Source organism: Streptomyces sp. NPDC037013 (assembly GCF_055607265.1).
The window spans coordinates 915,202-936,822 of sequence record NZ_JBVJRV010000003.1; the positions used below are offsets into that span (position 1 = coordinate 915,202).

At 70.7% G+C, this 21,621-nt stretch carries 22 protein-coding genes; 7 read left to right on the forward strand and 15 right to left on the reverse strand.

Going from position 1 to position 21,621, the window contains the following annotated elements; all coding sequences use genetic code 11:
• Positions 1–8: 8 nt before the first annotated feature.
• Positions 9–467, reverse strand: coding sequence for a MarR family winged helix-turn-helix transcriptional regulator (locus tag ACZ7DY_RS13950; RefSeq protein ID WP_471134211.1), 459 nt, complete (start codon positions 465–467; stop codon positions 9–11).
• 64 nt (positions 468–531) lie between these two features.
• Here ACZ7DY_RS13950 and ACZ7DY_RS13955 point away from each other — a divergent pair, with 64 nt between their 5' ends.
• Positions 532–1,095: a quercetin 2,3-dioxygenase gene (locus ACZ7DY_RS13955; protein WP_471134214.1), complete on the forward strand. Its 564-nt coding sequence runs from the start codon at positions 532–534 to the stop codon at positions 1,093–1,095.
• On the opposite strand, the gene nthA is transcribed toward ACZ7DY_RS13955, so the two are convergent.
• The 9 genes from nthA to hppD all read right to left on the reverse strand — a co-directional run bounded on the left by nthA (position 1,092) and on the right by hppD (position 8,769).
• Positions 1,092–1,679 (reverse strand): nitrile hydratase subunit alpha, encoded by a 588-nt coding sequence (gene nthA / locus ACZ7DY_RS13960; RefSeq protein ID WP_471134216.1) that lies wholly within the window; start codon positions 1,677–1,679, stop codon positions 1,092–1,094. The genes ACZ7DY_RS13955 and nthA overlap by 4 nt on opposite strands.
• Positions 1,676–1,957: an SH3-like domain-containing protein gene (locus ACZ7DY_RS13965; RefSeq protein WP_471134218.1), complete on the reverse strand. Its 282-nt coding sequence runs from the start codon at positions 1,955–1,957 to the stop codon at positions 1,676–1,678. The genes nthA and ACZ7DY_RS13965 overlap by 4 nt, the downstream gene beginning before the upstream one ends.
• Positions 1,950–2,252 carry a hypothetical protein gene (locus ACZ7DY_RS13970; RefSeq protein ID WP_471134220.1) on the reverse strand — a complete coding sequence of 101 codons (303 nt, stop codon included), beginning with the start codon at positions 2,250–2,252 and terminating at the stop codon, positions 1,950–1,952. Before ACZ7DY_RS13970 ends, ACZ7DY_RS13965 begins: the two co-directional genes overlap by 8 nt.
• A 72-nt stretch (positions 2,253–2,324) precedes the next feature.
• A complete protein-coding gene (locus tag ACZ7DY_RS13975) occupies positions 2,325–4,190 on the reverse strand; it encodes an ABC transporter ATP-binding protein (protein WP_471134222.1) in 1,866 nt (621 codons plus the stop codon).
• A gap of 4 nt (positions 4,191–4,194) precedes the next feature.
• Positions 4,195–4,611, reverse strand: coding sequence for a lasso peptide biosynthesis B2 protein (locus ACZ7DY_RS13980; protein ID WP_471134224.1), 417 nt, complete (start codon positions 4,609–4,611; stop codon positions 4,195–4,197).
• 73 nt (positions 4,612–4,684) lie between these two features.
• On the reverse strand, positions 4,685–4,948 hold the full coding sequence (locus ACZ7DY_RS13985) for a lasso peptide biosynthesis PqqD family chaperone (RefSeq protein WP_471134226.1): 264 nt from the start codon (positions 4,946–4,948) through the stop codon (positions 4,685–4,687).
• A gap of 5 nt (positions 4,949–4,953) precedes the next feature.
• Complete coding sequence (locus ACZ7DY_RS13990; RefSeq protein WP_471134228.1) at positions 4,954–6,843, reverse strand: lasso peptide isopeptide bond-forming cyclase; 1,890 nt, start codon at positions 6,841–6,843, stop codon at positions 4,954–4,956.
• Between the two features lie 148 nt (positions 6,844–6,991).
• Positions 6,992–7,099 (reverse strand): keywimysin-related RiPP, encoded by a 108-nt coding sequence (locus tag ACZ7DY_RS13995; RefSeq protein ID WP_158688462.1) that lies wholly within the window; start codon positions 7,097–7,099, stop codon positions 6,992–6,994.
• Positions 7,100–7,620: 521 nt separating this feature from the next.
• Entirely contained in the window at positions 7,621–8,769 is a 1,149-nt protein-coding gene (hppD, locus tag ACZ7DY_RS14000) for a 4-hydroxyphenylpyruvate dioxygenase (protein WP_471134231.1), read from the reverse strand.
• Positions 8,770–8,890: 121 nt separating this feature from the next.
• Between hppD and ACZ7DY_RS14005 the strand changes: the two genes are divergently transcribed.
• The 6 genes from ACZ7DY_RS14005 to ACZ7DY_RS14030 all read left to right on the forward strand — a co-directional run bounded on the left by ACZ7DY_RS14005 (position 8,891) and on the right by ACZ7DY_RS14030 (position 14,001).
• Positions 8,891–9,361: an Lrp/AsnC family transcriptional regulator gene (locus ACZ7DY_RS14005; RefSeq protein WP_361723912.1), complete on the forward strand. Its 471-nt coding sequence runs from the start codon at positions 8,891–8,893 to the stop codon at positions 9,359–9,361.
• A 90-nt stretch (positions 9,362–9,451) separates the two neighbouring features.
• Positions 9,452–10,099: an ABC transporter permease gene (locus tag ACZ7DY_RS14010; RefSeq protein ID WP_471134579.1), complete on the forward strand. Its 648-nt coding sequence runs from the start codon at positions 9,452–9,454 to the stop codon at positions 10,097–10,099.
• A 127-nt stretch (positions 10,100–10,226) separates the two neighbouring features.
• Positions 10,227–11,435: a betaine/proline/choline family ABC transporter ATP-binding protein gene (locus ACZ7DY_RS14015; RefSeq protein ID WP_471134581.1), complete on the forward strand. Its 1,209-nt coding sequence runs from the start codon at positions 10,227–10,229 to the stop codon at positions 11,433–11,435.
• Positions 11,436–11,461: 26 nt separating this feature from the next.
• Complete coding sequence (locus ACZ7DY_RS14020; RefSeq protein ID WP_471134584.1) at positions 11,462–12,334, forward strand: ABC transporter permease; 873 nt, start codon at positions 11,462–11,464, stop codon at positions 12,332–12,334.
• Positions 12,331–13,299 (forward strand): glycine betaine ABC transporter substrate-binding protein, encoded by a 969-nt coding sequence (locus ACZ7DY_RS14025; RefSeq protein WP_471134233.1) that lies wholly within the window; start codon positions 12,331–12,333, stop codon positions 13,297–13,299. The genes ACZ7DY_RS14020 and ACZ7DY_RS14025 overlap by 4 nt, the downstream gene beginning before the upstream one ends.
• A gap of 102 nt (positions 13,300–13,401) precedes the next feature.
• Positions 13,402–14,001: an ArsR/SmtB family transcription factor gene (locus tag ACZ7DY_RS14030; RefSeq protein WP_471134236.1), complete on the forward strand. Its 600-nt coding sequence runs from the start codon at positions 13,402–13,404 to the stop codon at positions 13,999–14,001.
• Positions 14,002–14,191: 190 nt separating this feature from the next.
• On the opposite strand, the gene ACZ7DY_RS14035 is transcribed toward ACZ7DY_RS14030, so the two are convergent.
• The 5 genes from ACZ7DY_RS14035 to ACZ7DY_RS14055 all read right to left on the reverse strand — a co-directional run bounded on the left by ACZ7DY_RS14035 (position 14,192) and on the right by ACZ7DY_RS14055 (position 21,512).
• Positions 14,192–14,998 (reverse strand): S16 family serine protease, encoded by an 807-nt coding sequence (locus ACZ7DY_RS14035; RefSeq protein ID WP_471134239.1) that lies wholly within the window; start codon positions 14,996–14,998, stop codon positions 14,192–14,194.
• Between the two features lie 173 nt (positions 14,999–15,171).
• Positions 15,172–15,813: an IclR family transcriptional regulator gene (locus tag ACZ7DY_RS14040; RefSeq protein ID WP_471134242.1), complete on the reverse strand. Its 642-nt coding sequence runs from the start codon at positions 15,811–15,813 to the stop codon at positions 15,172–15,174.
• Positions 15,814–16,150: 337 nt separating this feature from the next.
• A complete protein-coding gene (locus ACZ7DY_RS14045; RefSeq protein ID WP_471134245.1) occupies positions 16,151–17,950 on the reverse strand; it encodes a DEAD/DEAH box helicase in 1,800 nt (599 codons plus the stop codon).
• Between the two features lie 511 nt (positions 17,951–18,461).
• Positions 18,462–20,006: an MFS transporter gene (locus ACZ7DY_RS14050; protein WP_471134248.1), complete on the reverse strand. Its 1,545-nt coding sequence runs from the start codon at positions 20,004–20,006 to the stop codon at positions 18,462–18,464.
• 171 nt (positions 20,007–20,177) lie between these two features.
• The gene (locus tag ACZ7DY_RS14055) at positions 20,178–21,512 is read right to left on the reverse strand and encodes a hypothetical protein (RefSeq protein WP_471134251.1); all 1,335 of its coding nucleotides are present in this window, start codon (positions 21,510–21,512) and stop codon (positions 20,178–20,180) included.
• Positions 21,513–21,621: the final 109 nt, after the last annotated feature.

Genomic DNA, 21,621 nt, shown 5'->3' on the forward strand with positions numbered 1-21,621 from the left:
CCCGGCGGTCAGGCGTCGGCCACCGGGTCCGGTGCGGGCGGCGGGCCCCACGGCGCCTCCAGGGCGGCCCGCAGGGCGTCGACGGCCGTGCCGCCGATGCGTTCGGCGAGCCGCTCCTCCATGCGGGCGAGGACGGCGACGGCCGCACGGTGGGCGCTCTCACCGGCCGGGGTGCGCCGGATCAGGCGCCGCCGGGCGGATGCGGGATCCGGCACCTGCGTAAGGAGCCCGGCGCCGACGAGGCCGTGGACGGCCTGGTGGGCGGTCTGCCGGGTGACGCCCATGCGGCGGGCCAGCTCGGAGACGGTGGTGCCCTCGTCGTCGAGGACGGCGAAGAGCTGGGCCTGGGTCGGGGAGACGGGCGGGGCCCCGGCGGCCGCCATGGCGGCGAGGAGTCCCTCCTCGAACCAGCGGCGGGCCTCGCCGAGGAGCTGGGGGAGGTTGCGGTGACCGGGTTTCTGCGACATTAATGTCAGGGTACCTGACATTGGTGTCCGACATCGAGGACCACCGAGTACACCGAGGAGCGCCATGACCATCGAGTACGCCACCCGCCACCGCCGGGCCTCCCGCATCCCCCCGGAGCCCGGCAAGCCCTACTTCATCGAGAAGGGCGAGGGCGACCGCGCCCACCTGTTCGGGGACCTCATCACCGTCTACGCGGGCGGCGAGCAGACCGAGAACACCTTCAACTTCTTCACCGTCGAGGGCCCCAAGGGCGACGTCATACCGGCCCACGTGCACGCCGAGACCCACGAGGTCTTCTACGTCACGCAGGGCGCGGTCCGCCTCTTCGTCGAGGACACCGAGGGCGTCCAGCAGGAGAAGCTGCTCACCCCGGGCGACTTCGGCTTCGTGCCGAAGAACTGCCGCCACGCCTACCGCATGGAGCGCCACCACAGCCAGGTCGTCGGCGTCGCCGCGGGACCGGGCGGCACCTTCGAGCGGTTCTTCGAGAACCTCGGCGCCCCCACGGAGCGGCACGGTCTGCCGCACCGCCCGCTGGTCCCCGGACCCGACAAATTCCGTGACGTCCCCGAGCGTTTCGACGTGAGCTTCCTGCCCGATCACCGGTGGCGCACGGAAGAGCCCTAGAGCGCCGCCGTGCCGATCAGGGCGTTGCGGGTGACCCGGGCCGCGAGCTCCTCCTCCGTGAGGGAGCCGGCGTCCGCGGGGCGGCGCGGCAGGACCAGGTAGCGGGTCTCGGCGCTGGAGTCCCAGACGGTGATCCGCGTGCCGGCCGGCAGCCGCAGCCCGAACTCCGCGAGCACGGCGCGGGGTTCGCGCACCACCCGCGAACGGTAGGCCTCGCTCTTGTACCAGCTGGGCGAGGGGCCGAGGAGCCGCACCGGGTAGCAGGAGCAGAGCGTGCACACGACGACGTTGTGGGTGTCCTCGGTGTTCTCGACGACGCGCAGCCGCTGGGGCTGGACTCCCCCGGCGGAGTAGCCGAGTTCGGCGACGGCCGCCGTGCCGTCGGCGAGCAGCCGCCCCTTGTACGCCGGGTCGGTCCAGGCCCGCGCGACGACGCGCGCGCCGTTCAGCGGGGTGGCGCCGGCGAGGAAGGCGTCCAGCGTCTCGTCGAGCACGGCACCGACGACGATGCCGCGTTCCTCCAAGAGGGTCTCCAGGCGGCGTACCTGCCGGGAGATCCGGGCGTCCGTGTGCGTACCGCTCATGGGGTGTCGTCCTCCAGCAGATAGCTTTCCCACAGGTCGAGCACGACGTCGTGGTCGCCCTCGCCCCACAGATCCCGCGCCGTGAAGCGCACCGCGTAGACCTGCTCGACCGGTGCGTCGTCCCGCCCCTGCGAGCGGACGTCGGCGAGCGGGTGGCGCCCCTCGGGCTCGACGACCACGCCGCGTCTCCCCCGGGCGTATCGCGGCAGGCGGGTGTGGTGGGGCGGGTCGTGGGCCACGGTGCGGACGCGGGCGCCGGGGCCGAAGCGGTCACTCATCGAGGGCACCCGGTCCGGGATCGAGGGCACCCTCTTCGAGTACGCCCTTGCGTTCGAGGAGCGTGCGGATGGCGTGGAACCAGCGCTCGTAGTACGAGGCCGCCAGGTAGTCGGCGGGCGGCATCGACTCGATGGCGTCCCTGAACTCGTCGAGGTTGTAGACACCTTCGCGCACCAACGCGCTGTTGAGTGCGAAGACGCGCGCCTCCCAGTCGGCGTGGAAGGGCTCGGTGTCGTCGGTGGTGTCGAGCGGCCCGAAGCCCTGCATGCCACCGACGTCGTTGATCCTGGCCATGGACGCACCCTAGCCAATGTCTGCACATGTCCCGCCCGGATCAGGAGTGATGCCTCAACTACATCCGTGTTGTCAGTGATTGAGGAGTTGCGTGTGCGCCAGTTCGCCGTAGAGGGCGTCATGCTCGATGAGTTCGCCGTGCGTGCCGATCGCTCGTACGCGTCCGGCCTCCATGACGATGATCCGGTCGGCCGTGGTGACGGTGGAGAGCCGGTGGGCGATCACCATGACGGTGGTGTCGCGGGCGGCATCGGTGATCATGTCGCGCAGTGCCGCCTCGTTGGCCGCGTCGAGTTGTGAGGTGACTTCGTCCATCAGCAGCAGCCTCGGGCGGCGCAGCAGAGCGCGGGCGATCGCCACACGCTGTCGCTCGCCCCCGGAGAGGCGGCTGCCGCGGTGGCCGACATGGGTGTCCAGCCCGTGGGGGAGGCGGTCCAGCAAGGTGTCCAGCCGTGCCATGTACAGCACTTGGGCGAGTTCTTCGCCGGAGGGTTCGCCGGCGCCGAGCGTCAGGTTGTCCCGCAGTGTGCCGGCGAGGACGGGGGTGTCCTGTTCGACGTAGCCGATGGATGCGCGGAGCCGGCCCAGGGGCCACTGCCGTGTGTCCTCGCCGCCCACGAGGATGCACCCGGCATCGGGTTCGTAGAAGCGCTCGATCAGCGAGAAGACGGTGGTCTTGCCTGCGCCGGACGGGCCCACGATTGCCGTCAGACCGCGTCTGGGCACGGTGAAGGAGACCTCGTGGTGCACCGGGGGCAGTCCGGGCCGGTAAGAGAAACGGACGTGCCGGAACGTCACGTCGAGTGGTGACCGGCAGTCCTCGGCGGCCATATCGGGTGAGTCGCCCCCCGCTGTCACTCCCCGCGCGGGCTCGGCCGCGTGCTCGGGTTTCACCTGTTCGGCCTCGAGCGTCTCGATGTGCTCGATGCGGGCAGCCGCCGCGGATCCGATCTGGAACTGGCTCACTCCTTCGACGAGTTGACCGACGCGAGGAGCGAGGGCGAAGAGATACAACAGAAAGGCGACGAGGGTGGAGACGCTGATCGTGCCGGACGCGACCCGGGCGCCTCCCACCCCGAGCACGACGAGGAAGCACACCTGGACGACCACCGCCGACGCCGTGGCCGACACCGCCTCCCACACTGCGGCCCGCGTACCTCTGCGGCGGGCGTGTTCGGCCGCACGGTGCAGCGCTCGGGTCTCCCAGTGCTCGGCACCCGATGCCTTGACGGTGCGAAAGGCTCCCAGGACGCGCTCCAGGGCGCCGCCGATGTGGCCCACCGCATCCTGCACCTGCCGGGTGGCGCGGCCGATGCGCGGAGCCACGACCGCGACGATGACCCCGACGAACGCGATCACGCCGAGAGTGACGCAGAGCAGGACGGCGTCGAGGAAGCCCATGATGACGACGGTCGCAGCGGTGACCAGCGTGCCGGTGACGGCGGCGGACACCGCCTGGGGCGCGGTCTGGCGCAGCAACGTCGTGTCGGAGGTGACGCGGGCGATCAGGTCGCCCGGCTCGGTGCGCTCCACCACGGGCACCCGCAGGCGCAGCAGCCGCTCGGTCAGCCGGCAGCGGGCGGCGCAGACCATGGACTCGGCCGACCACTGCAGCACGTAGTGGCCCAGCCCGGCGAGTACCGCGCCGGTGACCACCAGCAGGCTGAGCATGAGGATGGGGCCGGCGGTCGGCCGGCCCTGGCTCATGTCGTCCATCACACGCTTGGCCGCCAAGGGCTGGGCCAGGCCCATGACGCTGCCGACGAGCCCGAGCAGGACACCTGCGGCCATGCGCCATCGTTGTGGGCGCAGATGGGTCATGAGCGCTCGTTGTGAAGCCCAGGGGCGTTCGGGAGCCGTGTCCTCCTCAGGCGCGTCGGAGCCGTCGGCGGGCCCGGTGAGGGGCCGGGGGTCCTCGATGCCGGGGGCCGTGGTCATCGGCTCACTCCACGGTGAAGAAGCGCTGGAAGTATGTGGGTGACGCGTCTTCGCCGACGAGGACACCCTCGGCTTCCACCCAGGCGTGGGCGGCGAAGGGCGGCCGGCTGCGCACGCCCACGCACCAGGTGGGCCAGTGGCCGTACCACCGGCAGAGCAGCACGGTGGCCAGGGATCTCGGGAGGCAGCCCTTCTGTCCGCCGGCGGACAGGCTTACGGCGAGTACCGTCTCCCGGGCCTTCTCCGCCTCGGACAAGGTGGCGGGCCGGGCGCCGTGACGCAGCCCGGCCAGGACGGTGCGGATGCGGCCCGGCGGCAAGGTGGCCAGTACATGGGCACAGCCCACGGCCATCCGGGCGGTGAAGCGGCGGCCCGCCGGTATGGAGCGCGGATCGTAGGGGAGAGCTTCCGGGGTCGTCATGCGTACCTCTTCGGTCGAAGGAGGGCGTGGCGCAGGAGTGTGACCGCGGGCCTGTGCCTGTCGCATGCGGGCGCTATGTGGTGAGCAGTCCCGCGGAGCGCAGCTCGCCGACGATGGTGTCGACGTCCTTGGCCGCCTCGTCGGCGTCGATGCCGTCGTACTGCGTGGTCAGCGCCTCGACGGCCCGCTCCGTGCCGCGGGCACGACCGTCCAGCAGAGTTCGCAGGACAAGGGCCGCCGTCGGGTTGAGGGTCCAGTATTCGGCGCTCTTCTGGTCGAGCAGCGCCGCGCCGTATTCGGTCTCGGTCATCAGGACGCCGGGCCTCAAGGCGTGCATCAAGATCATTCCTTACGGTCGGCGAGAGGCTGGGCGGGGACGGTGTTCCCAGGGGGCGGGGGCGTCAATTCGCGGGCGCGCAGCCAGACTTCGCAGGCGATCGTCGAGTGCAGCTGGTAGCTCTCCGTCTCCGCGGCGAGAGAGCGGCGGCACCATTCACGCAGGATGTTCTCGTCGATCAGGCCGAGCTGGGCCAGCCGCGAGTCATCACACAGTGCCAGCAGCCGCCGACGATGCTCGCGCAGGCCGACCTCCTCCTCGAACGTGGCGTTCGCCTTGGTGCCGCGCGTCCGGCTGGTTTCCGGCACGACGCCGCGCATGGCTTCGACGATCAGGGGTTTGTACCGCCAGGGGGTGATCCGTTCCTGCGGCCGCACGGCGAGGCAGGTCTCGATGACGCGAGTGTCGTAGTAGGGGGCGGCGACGGTGATGCCCAGGGGCGCGGCCATCTGGCCGATGTGCCGGGTCCACTGGGAGATGCCGTCCATCGCGACCAGTTCTCGGTGCTCACCGTGGCCCCTGCCCCGGGGTTCGGTGCCGGGCAGGCCGGCGCGTATCAGTTCGCGGGCGGCCGCGACGGCGTCCGGCGTGGCCCAGGGAGCCATCCGGGGTGGTACGGACCAGTCGAGCAGCGGGGTGTTCGTGCCGGGAGGCGGCCCGGTCAGGTCGCGGGCCACGCGGCCGAGCCAGCTCCGGTAGGAGCGCCGGTCCAGGAGCTGGCGCAGCGTCGCCCGCCGGGTCCACTGGTACTTGGCGGCGTATCCGCGGATGTTGCGCAGCGCGGTCGACGGATGGGTCAGCAACAGAGGATGCAGCCGGGCGGGCGTGCCGGCGAGGAGTTCGTCGCCGCCCAGTCCGGTCATGTGCAGGGTGGATCCGCGGGCCGCGGCCATTTCCACGATGCCCATCCGGCGGTTGCGGTCGACGGTGATGATGCTGGGCGTGTCCAGGATGTCGTGGAGGGTGTCGATCCCGTCGAAGGTCATGGCCGTGTCCTTGGCCGCTACGACGTGGTGCTCGATGCCTTCGAGTCCCTGGACGGTGCGCCGGGCCCAGTACACGTCGTCACCGGATTCGTCGTGGAGCGCGGCCGTGTACGCCACGACCTTGGTGTCACCGCGGGCCGCTGTGCAGCACAGGGCGGTGGAGTCCAGTCCGCCCAGATCCGCCGTCACCAGCTCGCGCCCGCGGGTGCGTACGCCGACCGCTTCGGTGAGCGCCTCCCGCAGGTGTCGGGCGCCCTCGGCGAGGGGGACGACGGGATCGGGTGGCGACCACCACCGCCTGATGGTGGTCCGGCCGTCGGCGTCGAGGGTCAGGAAGTGTCCTGGGGGTACGGCCCGCAGGCCCTGCCACAGCGGGGGCTCCGACAGCGGGTACGGCGCTCCTGAGGTGAGCAGTTCGAGGGCGATCCGGCTTTCGTCGAGATCAGCGTCGATCAGTTCGGCGAGCACGTCGGCCCGATCCGACGCCACGCTGACCGGCCCGGAGCCGAATGCCGCGGTTTCGGCGTGGAATACGCGCCGTAAGTTCACGACGCCGCCCCGTACGTGCACCCGGCCGCCGGAGCTGCTCACCAGGTGGAAGCTGCCGGGCCGGCGTGCAGCGCGGTCGAGGGCCGTCAGTGCGGCGGGGCCGGTGTCCGCAGCGACTCGGTCGAGATGGTGCTCGGTGACGGCGTGCTCCCCGATCACCGCGATACGGGTGCCCCCACACCGCCCCGTCACGGCCGAGTTCTCCTTCCAGCGGCCGACCAGCCACGGTCGTCCAGAGGCATGAAGCAGACTCCGGGTGGCGTAGCGGTGCGCTCTGGCGGCAAGGGGCGCGGCCGCGGCGGTGTCGGGCAACGCGATGAACCAGGCGGGTGCGGCCTGGAGGGAGAGGAACGGAGCCATGAGCAACGGCCTTTGGTCGGCGGTGAGGTGATGCCCGGAGCAGAGGATCGGGTGGCGGCTGGACGCCACCACCCGACAGCCGGCCTGTTCAGGGGCCGGCGCAAACGTTCTGCGACTCAGAACCGCTCAGCGGCCGGGGCCGCCCCGATCAGAGGAGCTGCTTGCCGCCGAGGACGTCCTTGGGGCCGGTGTTCTTGATGCCGGTCACCTTGCGGAAGCTGCCGGCCTTGGTGAGCGTGGGACGCTCGTACGTCATAATCGTTCTCCCTTTTTGAGGACGATACGCACAGAAAAAATATGCGCGGCGAATTCAATTAGACCTCGTCCCAGAAATCGAGAGGGTCAAATCCGCAGGACCAACGTATGTACGAAAAGGGCAACATCACAACACCTGCTCCGGATAGGCAGGCGGACAAGGGGCGCAAGAGGGGCGCACGTGGGGCGCGGCCGGCAAGGCGGTGAAAGCGGAGGCGTGCGCCCTCTTCATAAGCAGCCACGACCTGGGGCTGCCCTGCTGCCCCACCGGGCACGGCCCGCACCGTCATGGCCGTACAGAAAATTAAGAACCGTACCAAATAGTTTTTCGTAAACAGTTGATTGCGGGGGTTCTATATGCGCCCCCGCGACAGTCAAATTGAAACGTGGATAAATCTGCCGGCCCTGCCGCCGAGACACGGAACAGCGCGAAACCGCCGGACAGGCAGAGCCTGTCCGGCGGCTGAGACTGAGGACGAGCTGGCGCAGCCCGTGATCAACCCCGCTCAGAGATTGCCCCGCTTAAAGATTGCCGCGCTTCTCCTGCTCCCGCTCGATCGCCTCGAAGAGCGCCTTGAAGTTGCCCTTGCCGAAGCCCATCGAGCCGTGCCGCTCGATCATCTCGAAGAAGACGGTCGGACGGTCCTGGACCGGCTTGGTGAAGATCTGCAGCAGGTAGCCGTCCTCGTCGCGGTCGACGAGGATCTTCAGCTCGCGCAGGGTCTCGACGGGGACGCGGGTCTCACCGGCCCACTCGCCGAGGGTGTCGTAGTACGAGTCCGGGGTGTCGAGGAACTGGACGCCGGCCGCGCGCATGGTGCGCACCGTCGCCACGATGTCGTTGGTGGCGAGCGCGATGTGCTGGACGCCGGCGCCGCCGTAGAACTCCAGGTACTCGTCGATCTGCGACTTCTTCTTGGCGATGGCGGGCTCGTTGATCGGGAACTTCACCTTGAGGGTGCCGTCCGCGACCACCTTCGACATCAGCGCGCTGTACTCGGTCGCGATGTCGTCGCCCACGAACTCCTTCATGTTCGTGAAGCCCATGACCTTGTTGTAGAAACCGACCCACTCGTTCATCTTGCCGAGCTCGACGTTGCCGACGCAGTGGTCGATCGCCTGGAAGGTGCGCTTGGCCGGCGGCTCGACGATCGGGTTCGCGGCCACGAAACCGGGCAGATACGGGCCGTCGTACCCGGTGCGCTCCACCAGGGTGTGGCGGGTCTTGCCGTACGTGGCGATGGCGGCCAGCACCACCGTGCCGTTCTCGTCCTTGACCTCGTACGGCTCCGTGATGCCGCGGGCGCCGTGCTCGACGGCGTAGGCGTACGCGGCACGGGCGTCCGGGACCTCGATGGCGAGGTCGACGACGCCGTCACCGTGCTCGGCCACGTGGGAGGAGAGGAAGTGTCCCCAGTCCGTGGAGGGCTTGATGACGGAGGTGAAGACGAAGCGCGCACCGCCGTTCGTGAGCACGTAACTCGCGGTCTCGCGGCTGCCGTTCTCCGGTCCGGAGTAGGCGACCAGCTTCATGCCGAACGCCGTGGAGTAGTAGTGCGCGGCCTGCTTGGCGTTGCCCACGGCGAAGACGACCGCGTCCATTCCCTTGACCGGGAAGGGGTCGGCCTCGCGCGCGGTGTCCGGGGTGGTGTGGGTGGTGGTCTCAGTCATGAGCAGAGGCTCCCGCCGAACCGCAAGATGCGCAATAGTTCGCGCTTTCAGTGGTCAATCTGCACAGGCACTGGCCAGTATGGGCGGGCTATCTGTACATCATGACCATCACGGAGGCGCCATGTCGATCGATCATCTGGACGGCCGGCTCATCGTGCTCCTGGCGCGCGAGCCCCGCATCGGGGTCCTGGAGGCCTCCCGCAGGCTCGGGGTGGCGCGCGGCACCGTGCAGGCGCGGATGGACCGGCTTCAGTCCAATGGAGTCATCCGGGGATTCGGCCCCGAAGTGGACCCGGCGGCGCTCGGCTACCCCGTCACCGCCTTCGCGACCCTGGAGATCAAACAGGGCCAGGGAGCCGACGTACGGGCCCACTTGGCGACCGTCGCCGAGGTCCTCGAACTGCACACCATCACCGGCCACGGCGACATGCTCTGCCGCCTGGTCGCCCGGTCGAACGCGGATCTCCAGCGGGTGATCGACCGGGTCGTCGGCTTTGATGGCATCGTCCGGGCTTCCACGGCCATCGTCATGGAAAACCCCGTTCCGCTGCGGATCATCCCGCTGGTGGAGCAGGCGTCCGAAGACCCCTGAGTCACCCGACCCGAGTCACCCGGCCCGAGTCACCGACCCGGGTCACCGACCTTGTGAGTACCTCCGGAAAAGGGCGAGGTGAGCACTTCAGTGAATTTCTGGGACTACCTCGGCAACCGCCACCAGCAACTGCTGACGGACGCGTACCAGCACGCGAGCGCCGTCTTCCAGTGCATGGTCGTCGCCACCCTCATCGGCGTACTGATCGGCGTCCTCACCTACCGCAGCGAATGGGCGGGCAATCTCGCCACGACCGTCACCTCCACCATCCTCACCGTGCCGTCCCTGGCCATGATCGGCCTGCTCATCCCGGTCGTGGGGCTCGGCGTCGCGCCGACCGTCGTCGCGCTGACCCTGTACGGGCTGCTCCCGATCGTGCGCAACGCCATCGTCGGCCTGCGCGGCGTCGACCCGTCGCTCGTCGACGCCGCCAAGGGCATCGGGATGTCCCGGCCGGCCCGGCTCTTCCGGGTGGAGCTGCCGATCGCCTGGCCGCCCATCCTGACCGGCATCCGCGTCTCCACCCAGATGCTGATGGGCATCGCCGCCATCGCCGCGTACGCATCGGGCCCCGGGCTCGGCAACGAGATCTTCCGCGGCATCGGCTCGCTCGGCAGCAAGAACGCGCTCAACCAGGTGCTCGCGGGCACGCTCGGCATCGTCGTCCTCGCGCTGCTCTTCGACGCCGCGTACGTCCTGATCGGCCGGCTGACCATCCCGAGGGGGATCCGTGTCTGAGACCACCACCGGCGGGAGCGCGCCGGACCGGAGCGCGACGGAGTCGGGCGCCACCGAGTCGGGCGCGAGGCCCGAGGGCGCCGGGCGGCCCGCCACGACCTCCGGGGCCACCACCTCCGGGGCCACCATCGAGCTGGAGAACCTCACCAAGCGCTACCCCGGCAGCAGCGAACCGGCCGTGGACAGCGTCACCATGGAGATCAAGGCGGGCGAGATCGTCATCTTCGTGGGCCCCTCGGGGTGCGGGAAGTCGACGACGCTGAAGATGATCAACCGCCTGATCGAGCCGACCAGCGGCCGCATCCGCATCGACGGCGAGGACGTCACCGACATCGACCCGGTGAGACTGCGCCGCAAGGTCGGCTACGCGATCCAGTCCTCCGGGCTCTTCCCGCACATGACCGTCGCCCAGAACATCGCGCTCGTGCCGAAGATGGTCGGCTGGGGCAAGTCGAGGATCAGGTCCCGCGTCGCGGAGATGCTCGACCTCGTCGGGCTCGACCCGGCCGAGTTCCACGGCCGCTACCCCCGCCAGCTCTCCGGCGGCCAGCAGCAACGCGTGGGTGTGGCCCGGGCGCTCGCCGCCGACCCGCCCGTACTCCTGATGGACGAACCGTTCGGCGCGGTCGACCCGATCACCCGCGACCACCTCCAGGACGAGCTGATCCGGCTCCAGCACGAACTGCACAAGACCATCGTCTTCGTCACCCACGACTTCGACGAGGCCATCAAGCTCGGCGACCGCATCGCCGTCCTGCGGGAGCACTCGCACATCGCGCAGTTCGACACCCCGGAGGCCATCCTCACCAACCCCGCCGACGACTTCGTCTCCGGCTTCGTCGGCGCGGGCGCGGCCCTCAAACGCCTCAACCTCACCCGCGTACGCGACGTGGAGATCGCCGACATCCCGACGGTGACCGTCGACGACCCGCTCCAGGACATCTTCGACAAGCTGCGCGCCGGCGGCACCAACGAACTCCTCCTGCTCGACAAGCGCCGCCGCCCCTACAAGTGGCTGCGCCGCGGCGACCTGATGCGCGCCAAGGGGTCGCTGGCCCGCGCCGGCACCCTCGTCCACGACACCGTGACCCGCGACGCCACCCTGCGCGACGCCCTGGAGGCGGTCCTCACCGACAACGCGGGGCGGGTCGCGGTGACCGGGCGGCGCGGCGAGTACACGGGCGTCGTCGACATGGAGACGCTGATGAACTCCGTCCACGAGATGCTGGAGGCCGACCGGCTCGACGCCGTCGAGCACCAGCACCAACTGGAGGAGCAGCGCGCCGGGTTGACCCACCAGGAGCAGGAGGGCCACGGCGGGGAGGCGAAGGCGTGAGGGGCACCCCCGGGGGTTCGCCCCGGATCCCGGACCGCAGGCCCACGCCGAAGGAGGCGTCGCGCCCCGCGGGCGAGCACGAGGTCAAGGGCCTCGCCTTCCGCGACGAGGGAGAGGCCGAACCGGAAGCCCCTCCCGCGCCGCTCGGCGCCCGGCAGCCCCGCAAGGTCGGCTGGCAGAAGCTGACCTTCCTGCCCGCCGTCCTCGCGGTGGTCCTGCTGGCGACCTGGTGGTGGTTCCAGCAGGCCGACCTCGACTCGATCTCCGAGAACGCGCTGGCGGACGGCAATGTCTGGCTCCGGCTGCGCCAGCACATCCAGCTCACCGCGATCTCGACCTTCTTCGTCCTGATCATCGCCATCCCGCTGGGCATCCTGCTGACCCGCGGGCGGCTGCGCAGGGCCGCCCCCGCCGCGATGGCGCTGGCCAACATCGGCCAGGCGACCCCGGCGATCGGCCTCCTCGCCCTCCTGGTGATCTGGCTCGGCATCGGCGAGAAGGCCGCCCTGATCGGCATCATCATCTACGCCGTCCTGCCGGTCCTCTCCAACACGATCGCCGGCCTGAAGGCCAACGACCCGACCCTGCTGGAGGCGGCGCGCGGCATCGGCATGTCACCGCTTGGCGTCCTGACGCGGGTCGAACTCCCCCTCGCCGTACCGCTGATCCTCGCGGGCGTGCGCACGGCGCTCGTCCTCAACGTGGGCACGGCGACGCTCGCCACGTTCGGCGGGGGCGGCGGCCTCGGCGACCTGATCACGACGGGCATGACCAACCAGCGCATGCCCGTCCTCATGCTCGGCTCGATCCTGACGATCGCGCTCGCGCTCCTCGTCGACTGGCTGGCCTCGCTGGCCGAACTGCTGCTGCGCCCGCGCGGACTGGAGGTGAGCTCATGAGGACCACCCCGCGCACGGCCCTCGTCGGCGTCCTGGGCGGCGCGCTGCTCGCCGCGTGCGGACTCACCAGCGGCAGCCCGATGGTGGACGACGTGAAGCCGGGCTCCATCGGCCGGGGGCTGCCCCTGAAGGGCGCCGATCTCACGGTCACGTCCAAGGAGTTCACCGAACAGCTGATCCTGGGCGCGATCATGGGCATCGCCTTCGAGGCGGCCGGCGCGGACGTCCTCGACCGCACCGGCATCCAGGGCTCCATCGGCGCGCGCGAGGCCATCAAGAGCGGTGACGCGGACGCGATGTACGAGTACACGGGCACCGCCTGGATCACGTACCAGGGCAACACCGAGCCCATCGACGACCCGCAGAAGCAGTGGAGTGCGGTGCGCGACGCCGACCTGAAGAACGGCGTCACCTGGCTGGCGCCGGCCGCGCTCAACAACACGTACGCGCTGGCGACGAACGAGCGGAACCGCGCCAAGTACCGGACGAAGACGCTCTCGGACGTGGCCGCGCTCTCCAAGTCCGACCCGAAGGCCGTCTCGCTCTGCGTGGAGAGCGAGTTCGCCTCGCGGGAGGACGGACTGCCGGGCATGGAGAGGGAGTACGGGATGAAGGTGCCCTCCTCCAACATCACCAAGATGGACACCGGAATCATCTACACGCAGGCGTCCAAGGGGTCGTGCACCTACGGCGAGGTCTTCACCACCGACGGCCGCATCAAGGCGATGAACCTGACGACGATGGACGACGACCGGCACTTCTTCCCCAACTACAACGCCGCCCCGGAGATCAACAGCGACTCCCTGAAGAAGCACCCGGAGATGGCGGAGGTCCTCGCCCCCATCACCAGGAAGCTGAACAACACGGTGGCCAGGGACCTCAACTCCAAGGTGGACGTGGAGGGCCAGGACCCGCACGAGGTGGCGAAGGACTGGCTGGTGCAGGAGGGCTTCGTGAAGGAGTAGCCCACCGGGCAGCTTCAATTCCTCTTGCCTGTCGGCCAGTTACAGAGACTCCGTTGCAAAGAACCCGTTGCAACGGAGTCTTTGCATCTCTACGCTGAGGACATGACGCAAGAGCCCCCGCCCCGCAAGGTCCACCACCTGGACGCGCGCTCGCTGCGCGGCCTCGCCCACCCCCTGCGGATGCGGCTGCTCTCCTCCCTGCGGCTCGACGGACCGGCGACCGCCTCCCAACTCGCCGCCCGCCTGGGTGAGTCGAGCGGTGCGACCAGCTACCACCTGCGGCAGCTCGCCGAGTACGGGTTCGTGGAGGACGACCCCGACCTGGGCAAGGGCAGGGAGCGGTGGTGGCGCTCGGTCCACCAGGGCACCTGGACCGACGAGAGCCTCCTGCGGGACCGGGACCCGGAGGTGCGGGGCGCCCTGGAGACCCTCCTCCACGAGTACGCGACGCAGCGCGCCCAGGAGGTGTCCACCTGGATCGCCACGCGGCACGAGTGGCCGCAGGAGTGGATCGAGGCCGCGGACACCAGCGACTTCACCCTGGACCTGACCCCGGCGCTCGCCTGCGAACTGAGCCACAAGGTCCACGAACTCATGGAGAGCTACCGCGCGGCGGCGCCGGACGACGACGACCCCGACGTGGCGAAGGTGCGCGTGCACTCCCACGTCTTCCCGACCCGGCCGAGGTCCGACGGCACCTGACACCTGACCCTGACACCGGACACGTGAAAGGAACACCGCATGCATCCCGACGTCCACCTGATGCTGCACGACGCCCGCGCCGGGGAATTACGGCGCGCGGCCGCCGTACGGCGCACCCACCGCCCCGTCCGCACCCGGCCCGTCCGCGCCCGGCTCGGCTGGACCCTCGTCGAATGCGGGCTGCGCCTGGTCAGCAGCTCGGGACCTTCGCGCCCTTCTCCAGGGCCCGCAGCGACTCGACCGTGCCCTTCAGCGTGGTGACCGGCACCAGCCGCAGCCCCTTCGGCAGCTCGGCCTTCGCGTCCGAGCACTCGTCCCGGGGGACCAGGAAGACCGTCGCGCCGTCCCGCCCGGCGGCCTGCGTCTTCAGGGCCACCCCGCCGACCGGTCCGACCGTGCCGTCGGCCTCGATCGTGCCGGTGCCCGCGATCTTGCGGCCGCCCGTGAGGTCGCGGCCGCTGCCGTCGCCGTCCACCTTGTCGATGATGCCGAGCGAGAGGAACAGGCCGGCGCTCGGCCCGCCGATCTTGCCGAGGTCGGCCTTGACCTTCACCTTGTCGGTGCCGTCGACGCCGTTCGCCTTCAGGTAGGCGAGCGCGGCCTTCGTGGCGTCGTCCTGCGACTTCTTCATGTCGCCGAGATTGTGCTTCTCGACTTCCTTCACGCTGTCGCCGACGGGGTAGACGGAGCTCTTGGGCATCACGGCACGGTCCGTACGGAACCACCCGTCGATCACGTCACCCAGGTAATTGTCCGTCTGCGGCCCCGTCGCGACGATCGTCGTCATGCGCAGCTCCCCGCTCGTCTTCCGCGTGGGCACGCCGGAGACGGTGAGCACGGGCTTGCCCTCGTGGTCCCCGAGCACGTTCGCCGTGCCACCGGGCTGGGCCACGGCGAACGGCAACGGCGCGAACCCCACCACGGCGAGCAGAGCCACGACGGGCAGGGCACAGACGGCGAGGGCCTGGGGACGCGTGAGACGAGAGAGGGAGAACACGGGATCAATCTAACGCGCCCCCCGGAACTCCGAGTTTCCAGCCCACCCGGCACACCATGCCCACCCGGCACCCGAGAACGATCGCGCCCAATCAAGCCCGTCCGGCGTTTGAGGACGAGCTCGGCGCAGCCGGCGATTTGCCGAGCCCCGTGGAACCGCCCGCCCGCGCGGCCTCAGCGCAACGCGTCGGCGACCTCCCGCGCCGCGTCCACCACCCGCGGTCCCACCCGCTCCGGCACCGAGTCGGCCAGCATCACGACCCCCACGCTGCCCTCCAGCCCCGTCACCCCGACCAGCGGGGCCGCGGCGCCGCTCGCGCCGGCCTCCAGCTCGCCGTGGGTGAGCGCGTAACCGGGGTCGGTGACCAGGCCCTGGCGGGCGGCGAGTATCGCGCGGCCCGCGGCGCCCCGGTCCAGCGGATGGCGGAAACCGGTGCGGTAGGCGACGTGGTAGTCCGTCCAGGTCGGCTCCACCACCGCGACCGCGAGGGCCTCCGTGCCGTCGACCAGGGTCAGATGTGCCGTGGCCCCGATGTCCTCGGCGAGCGAGCGCAGCGCGGGCAGCGCGGCCTCGCGCACCAGCGGGTGCACCTGGCGGCCGAGCCTCAGCACACCGAGGCCGACGCGGGCGCGGCCGCCCAGGTCCCGTCGTACGAGAGCGTGCTGTTCGAGCGTGGCGAGCAGGCGGTACACCACGGTCCGGTTCACCCCGAGCTTGTTGGAGAGCTCGGTGACCGTGAGTCCATGGTCGGTGTCGGCCAGCAGCTTGAGGACGCGCAGTCCTCGGTCGAGCGTCTGGGAAGTCTCCGCGGTCACGACGCCCACTCCTTAGGTGAGGGTCGGCGGCCCCCCTACGCGGCGGTTGCGTCGCCGGTCCCGTGGGCGACGCGCGTCAGAGGCCGCCGGTCGGAACACCGGCTGCGCTCCGCGGCGGCGCTGCCACGGGGCGTGTGCTGTGCGGGGACATTAGCGAGGCCGTCCCGCTCAGCGGAAGACTTCGTCCAGAATCCGGGCACCGGGACGCCCTGAGCGCCCCCCATTGCCCCGTTACGCGGCGGGCACCGGTGAGGGGGCGTGCACGACCTCCGCACACCACCTCCCCACTCGGAACCCGCACCTCCCCACTCTGAGCCCCCGGCTCCTTACCCGAACGTCACTTCATGCGGGTGGCCCACTCCTGGACCTTCTCGATGCGCTGCCGCAGCTGCCCCGCCGTCGCCTCCGCGCTCGGCGGCCCGCCGCACGTGCGCCGCAGCTCGGTGTGGATCACCCCGTGCGGCTTCCCGCTCTGATGGACGTACGCGCCCACCATCGTGTTCAGCTGCTTGCGGAGCCCCAGCAGCTCCTTGTGGGAGACGACCGGACGCCGCTCGGCGGGGAGCTCGAGGAGATCCGCCTCCTCGTCCGGCTTCTTCCTGCTGTGGGCGATCTGCCGGGCCTGCCGCTTCTGGAGCAGCATCTGCACCTGATCGGGTTCGAGGAGCCCCGGGATGCCGAGGTAGTCCTGCTCCTCCTCGCTGCCCGGATGCGCCTGCATGCCGAACTCGGCGCCGTCGAAGAGCACCCGGTCGAAGACGGCCTCGGACTCCAGCGCCTCGAAGGAGAACTGCTCCTGCTCGCCGGTGTCCTCGTCCTGCTCCTTGTTCGCCTCGTCCATCTCCTTCTCGGACTCGGCGTAGGGGTCCTCCTCCCCTTCCTTCTTCGGCTTGTCGAGGGCGTGGTCGCGCTCGACCTCCATCTCATTGGCGAAGGTCAGCAGGTCAGGGACGGTGGGCAGGAAGACGGACGCCGTCTCGCCGCGCCGCCGGGACCGCACGAAACGGCCGACGGCCTGCGCGAAGAAGAGCGGCGTCGAGATCGTCGTGGCGTACACGCCCACCGCGAGACGCGGCACGTCGACGCCCTCGGAGACCATGCGGACCGCGACCATCCACCGGTCGGTGCCGCCGCTGAAGTCGTCGATGCGCTTGGACGCCCCGGCGTCGTCGGAGAGGACCACGGTGGCCTTGGCCCCGGTGATCTCGCGGATCAGCTTGGCGTAGGCGCGCGCGGAGTCCTGGTCGGAGGCGATGACGAGCCCGCCCGCGTCCGGGATGGCCTTCCTGACCTCGCTGAGCCGCTTGTCGGCGGCCTTCAGGACGTTCGGCATCCATTCGCCGCGCGGGTCGAGGGCGGTGCGCCACGCCTGCGAGACGGCGTCCTTGGTCATCGGCTCGCCGAGCCGCGCCGCGATCTCGTCACCGGCCTTCGTACGCCACCGCATGTTGCCGCTGTAGGAGAGGAAGATGACGGGCCGCACGACGCCGTCGCCCAGCGCGCTTCCGTAGCCGTACGTGTAATCGGCGGAGGAACGCCGGATTCCGTCGTTCCCCTCCTCGTACGTGACGAAGGGGATCGGGTTCGTGTCGGACCGGAACGGCGTACCGGTCAGCGCGAGCCGGCGCGTGGCGGGCTCGAACGCCTCCAGGCACGCCTCACCCCACGACTTGCTGTCGCCCGCGTGGTGGATCTCGTCGAGGATCACGAGGGTCTTGCGCTGCTCGGAGCGGTTGCGGTGCAGCATCGGCCGCACGCCGACGCCCGCGTACGTCACGGCGACCCCGTGGTACTCCTTGCTGAGCGGACCCGCGCTGTACTCGGGGTCGAGCTTGATGCCTATACGGGCGGCGGCCTCGGCCCACTGCTTCTTCAGGTGCTCGGTGGGCGCGACCACGGTGACCTGCTGGACGACGTGGTGGTGCAGCAGCCAGGACGCGAGCGTGAGCGCGAACGTCGTCTTGCCGGCGCCCGGGGTGGCGACGGCCAGGAAGTCTCGCGGCTGCTCCTGGAGGTACTTCTCCATCGCGCCCTGCTGCCAGGCGCGCAGCTTGTTGGCGGTACCCCAGGGGGCACGCCCGGGAAAGGCGGGCGAGAGGTGGTGGGAGGAGTTGGCGGCGGCGCTGGTGGTAGTCACGGTCTCCGGGTTCGCGGGTCGGCGGCACGTATGACAACCGGGCCACCTTACCGGTGATGCGCCGCCCCGCCCCCGACGACAAGACGGCACCGACCACGGGTGCGACGGGGCTCACACGAGGACGTGTGACGCCACCCTGGCTGGGCGGGGTGGCGGATGACGTGCAGGCCAAGGCGGACTACTAAGGGGCGCGGGGAACTGCGCGAGCAACCACGGCGGGCCCGCAGGTGGGGCGCCGGCCGGGGCGGGCGACTAAGGGGCGCGGGGAACTGCGCAAACAACCACAGCGGGCCGGCAGGTAGACAGCCGGGCAGCAGACGAACGAACCCAGGGGCGCGGGGAACTGCGCGAACAACCACGGCGAACCCGCAGGTGGGCTGCCGGACGGCAAGACGAACGAACCCAGGGGCGCGGGGAACTGCGCGAACAACCACGGCGGACCCGCAGATCAACAGCCGGGCAGCAAGCCAGACGAACCTAGGAGCACGAGGAACCGCCCCCCGGGCGGGGGCTACGGCTTGTCCGGCACCGCGTCACCCGCCACCCCACCCATTTCCGTCGCCGCCCCGACAACCCCCGTCGTCGTCCCGGTCACGTCCGCCGTCACCGCGACCACATCCACCGACACGCCCGCGTCCGCCGCCGCCCCCGGCTCCCGCCCCGGCCCCTGGAGCCGCGTCCCCACCCACACCCCGACCAGGGCGACCGCGGCCATCGGCAGGAAGACGGCGACGAAGGCGGCCGGGTGGGAGCCGGCGGCGTCGGCCGCCCCGTGACCGGCCTCGCCGACCGCTCCCCCGCCCAGCGCGGCGAACGCGGCGCCTCCGGCGGCGAGGAGGATGACGTTCGACAGCCCGTCGGAGATCTGCAGCGCGGCCGAGTTGGACCCGGCGTCCGCGGGCGCGGAGAGCCGCAGCAGCAGGACGCTGGTCGACGCGATGACCATGCCCATGCCGAGGCACCCGAAGCCCCACGCGACGGCGACGACCCACACGGGCACGGCATCGAGGAGGACGGTCGGCGCGGCGAGGATCGCGGCGGCCACGAGCACCATGCCCATGGCCACGAGCCGCGTCCGGTACGGCTCCATGCGGGGCCGCGACTGGACGTACGAGCCGAACGCCCAGGTCGCGCCGCCCACGGCGAGCGAGAACCCCGCCATGGTCGGGCTCAGCCCGCGCTGCGTGACGAGCATCAGCGGCACGAAGGACTCGGCGGCGATGAACGACCCCGCGGCGATACCGCGCAGCAGCACCACGGACGGCAGCCCGCGGGCGGCCCGGTACGTCCCCTTGGGCAGCAGCCCGAGCGCGGCCGGCACGAGGACGGCCGCCCCCGCCGCGGCAGGCAGGAGCGAGAGCCACCGCAGGTCCTGGCCCGCGTACTGGAGGAGCCCCGCGCCCAGCGAGATGCCGAGCGCGAGCCGGATCCGCCGCCGGTCGAAGGCGGCGAGCGGCGCGTCCGGGTCGACGGGCCCGGACGCGGTGCGCCGTATCGCGGGCAGCGCGAGGGCGAGCGGCGCGGTCACGAGGACGGGGATACCGACGAAGACCCAGCGCCAGCCGAGGTGTTCGGTGACCGTCCCGGAGATCAGCGGTCCCACGACGGACGGCACCACCCAGCTCGCCGCGAACGCCGCCATGATCGACGCCCGCAGGTGCTCGGGGTAGGCCCGGCTGACGACGACGTACAGCGCGACGATGACGAGTCCGCCGCCGAGCCCCTGCACGGCCCGCCCCAGGATGAACACCCACATGCCCCCGGCGGTGCCGCTCAGCAGCAGCCCCGCCGCGAAGAGGCCGATCCCGGCGGCGAGCGGCCCCAGCGGCCCGCGGCGGTCGGCCCACTGTCCGCTGAGCACCATGCCGAAGAGGCTGGTCGTGAAGTACCCGGAGAACGCGAAGGCGTACAGGGACACGCCGTCCAACTCGCGGGCCGCGACCGGCATCGCGGTCCCGACGGCGGTCGCTTCGAAGGCGATCAGGAGGACGACGGAGACGATGCCGGTGCTGAGGGCACGGTAAGGCTTGCGCAGGACTCCGTCGGTGTCGGTCATCACGCCAGAGTAAGAGGCGTGGGCGTCTTTTACCCCTGTCCGGGGACGGGGATCTGATCGTCCGTTGGTCGTAAGTCCGGGACGCCCGCGGCGCGGAGCCGGGGCCGGAGCTTGGGCCAGGGCCTGCACTGCGGAGCCGCCGCCCGGCTCCGAAGTGCGGGCCCTGCCCCGTCAGGCGGTCGGCGTGGCCGACACCTCGGGCGAGAGGGCGGACTCCAGGCCGTCCTCGTTTACGGTGGCGACGGCGTAGTAGTACGTCGTCCCGGCCGTCAGCCCGCTGTCCACGTACCGCGAATCGGTGGTGGACTTGCTGAACTCGGCGTTCTCCTTGGTGACACCGGGTGTGGTCGCGCGATAGACGCGGTAACCGGTGATCCGCGACTCGTCGCTCCCGTACGGCACGACGTACCAGTCGAGCCGGACGCTGCCCTTGCCCGCGGCGATGTCGTAGACCTGCGTGGCGCCGGGCGGGCGCGGCGCCGTGTACGCCGGCTTCACGGACGCGGAGGCGGGCGAGGGCACCGAGTGCGTGGACGTGGCGACGACGGCGTAGAAGTAGTCCCGCTCGTCCTCGCCCACGGTGGCGGTGTACTCGGTCCGCGTGGCGGTGCCCACGCGGTTGGCCGCGTCGGTGATGTCGACCGGGGACGTCCGCGACCGGTAGACGGTGTAGGAGGAGACGGGGACGTCCTGGTTCTGCGACCAGCGCAGGGTGAGCCGCTGGCCCACGATGTGCGAATCGGTCAGGACGGGGGCCTTGGGGGTGGCGGCGGGGACGGCGGTCTTGGTGCCGGTCTCCCAGTTCGACCCCGGGGACTCGTTCCCGACGGCGTCGACGCCCCGCACCTCGTACACGTACGTGCGGCCCGGTTCGCCCTTCGTGTCGCGGAAGGTCAGCGAAGTCGTCGAACCGGCCTTCACCCACCTGGAGTTGGGGGACTCGGCGCGGTAGACGACGTACTTCACGGAGTCCGAGTCGCCGCTGCGCCAGGTCAGCGTGACACCGCGCTCGTCCTCGCGCACACGGGTGAGATCGCGGGGCGCGAAGGGCGCGACGGTGTCCCGGGTGCCACGGCGGGGTCCGGTCCAGGGCGAGACGTGCCCGGCGTCGTCCAGGGCGCGGACCCGGTAGGAGTACGTGACGTCGGGGTCGGCGGCACTGTCGACGTACTCGGACCCGGTGACGGTGCCCAGCGATTCATACGGCCCGACCTCGTCCGGCCCGGCACCTTCGGCCTCGGCGCGGGAGACCTCGTAGGCGGTGGCAGCGGAGAGCGGACTCCAGGAGAGCGAGACGGCCTCCCGCCCGGACGCGACGTCGAAGCTCTCGGGCGCGTCGTAGAGGGGATTGTCCGGCTGATCCGAATCGCCGACCGCGCGGGCGCTGGAGCCGCCGGCGGGTGTTGCGGGTGCGGCGGCGTGGGCGGTGCCGGTGAGGCCGAGGGTGAGGATGACGACGGCGGCCGCGGAGGCGACGGCGGCGGGCCCGGGACGTAAGTGACGCATGTGATGTATGTGAGGCAAGTGCTGAGACACGGCTGACGTTCCCTTTCCGATGGAACTACTGGTAGTGGTACGGGAGTTCGGGGATACGGGATGTAGTCGTGGGGGGAGA

Bases quoted from the DNA above. Each gene is read 5' to 3' on its own strand.
- ACZ7DY_RS13950 (WP_471134211.1), bottom strand. From the start codon at position 467: ATGTCGCAGAAACCCGGTCACCGCAACCTCCCCCAGCTCCTCGGCGAG.
- ACZ7DY_RS13955 (WP_471134214.1), top strand. From the start codon at position 532: ATGACCATCGAGTACGCCACCCGCCACCGCCGGGCCTCCCGCATCCCC.
- nthA (WP_471134216.1), bottom strand. From the start codon at position 1,679: ATGAGCGGTACGCACACGGACGCCCGGATCTCCCGGCAGGTACGCCGC.
- ACZ7DY_RS13965 (WP_471134218.1), bottom strand. From the start codon at position 1,957: ATGAGTGACCGCTTCGGCCCCGGCGCCCGCGTCCGCACCGTGGCCCAC.
- ACZ7DY_RS13970 (WP_471134220.1), bottom strand. From the start codon at position 2,252: ATGGCCAGGATCAACGACGTCGGTGGCATGCAGGGCTTCGGGCCGCTC.
- ACZ7DY_RS13975 (WP_471134222.1), bottom strand. From the start codon at position 4,190: ATGACCACGGCCCCCGGCATCGAGGACCCCCGGCCCCTCACCGGGCCC.
- ACZ7DY_RS13980 (WP_471134224.1), bottom strand. From the start codon at position 4,611: ATGACGACCCCGGAAGCTCTCCCCTACGATCCGCGCTCCATACCGGCG.
- ACZ7DY_RS13985 (WP_471134226.1), bottom strand. From the start codon at position 4,948: ATGCACGCCTTGAGGCCCGGCGTCCTGATGACCGAGACCGAATACGGC.
- ACZ7DY_RS13990 (WP_471134228.1), bottom strand. From the start codon at position 6,843: ATGGCTCCGTTCCTCTCCCTCCAGGCCGCACCCGCCTGGTTCATCGCG.
- ACZ7DY_RS13995 (WP_158688462.1), bottom strand. From the start codon at position 7,099: ATGACGTACGAGCGTCCCACGCTCACCAAGGCCGGCAGCTTCCGCAAG.
- hppD (WP_471134231.1), bottom strand. From the start codon at position 8,769: ATGACTGAGACCACCACCCACACCACCCCGGACACCGCGCGCGAGGCC.
- ACZ7DY_RS14005 (WP_361723912.1), top strand. From the start codon at position 8,891: ATGTCGATCGATCATCTGGACGGCCGGCTCATCGTGCTCCTGGCGCGC.
- ACZ7DY_RS14025 (WP_471134233.1), top strand. From the start codon at position 12,331: ATGAGGACCACCCCGCGCACGGCCCTCGTCGGCGTCCTGGGCGGCGCG.
- ACZ7DY_RS14030 (WP_471134236.1), top strand. From the start codon at position 13,402: ATGACGCAAGAGCCCCCGCCCCGCAAGGTCCACCACCTGGACGCGCGC.
- ACZ7DY_RS14050 (WP_471134248.1), bottom strand. From the start codon at position 20,006: ATGACCGACACCGACGGAGTCCTGCGCAAGCCTTACCGTGCCCTCAGC.
- ACZ7DY_RS14055 (WP_471134251.1), bottom strand. From the start codon at position 21,512: ATGCGTCACTTACGTCCCGGGCCCGCCGCCGTCGCCTCCGCGGCCGCC.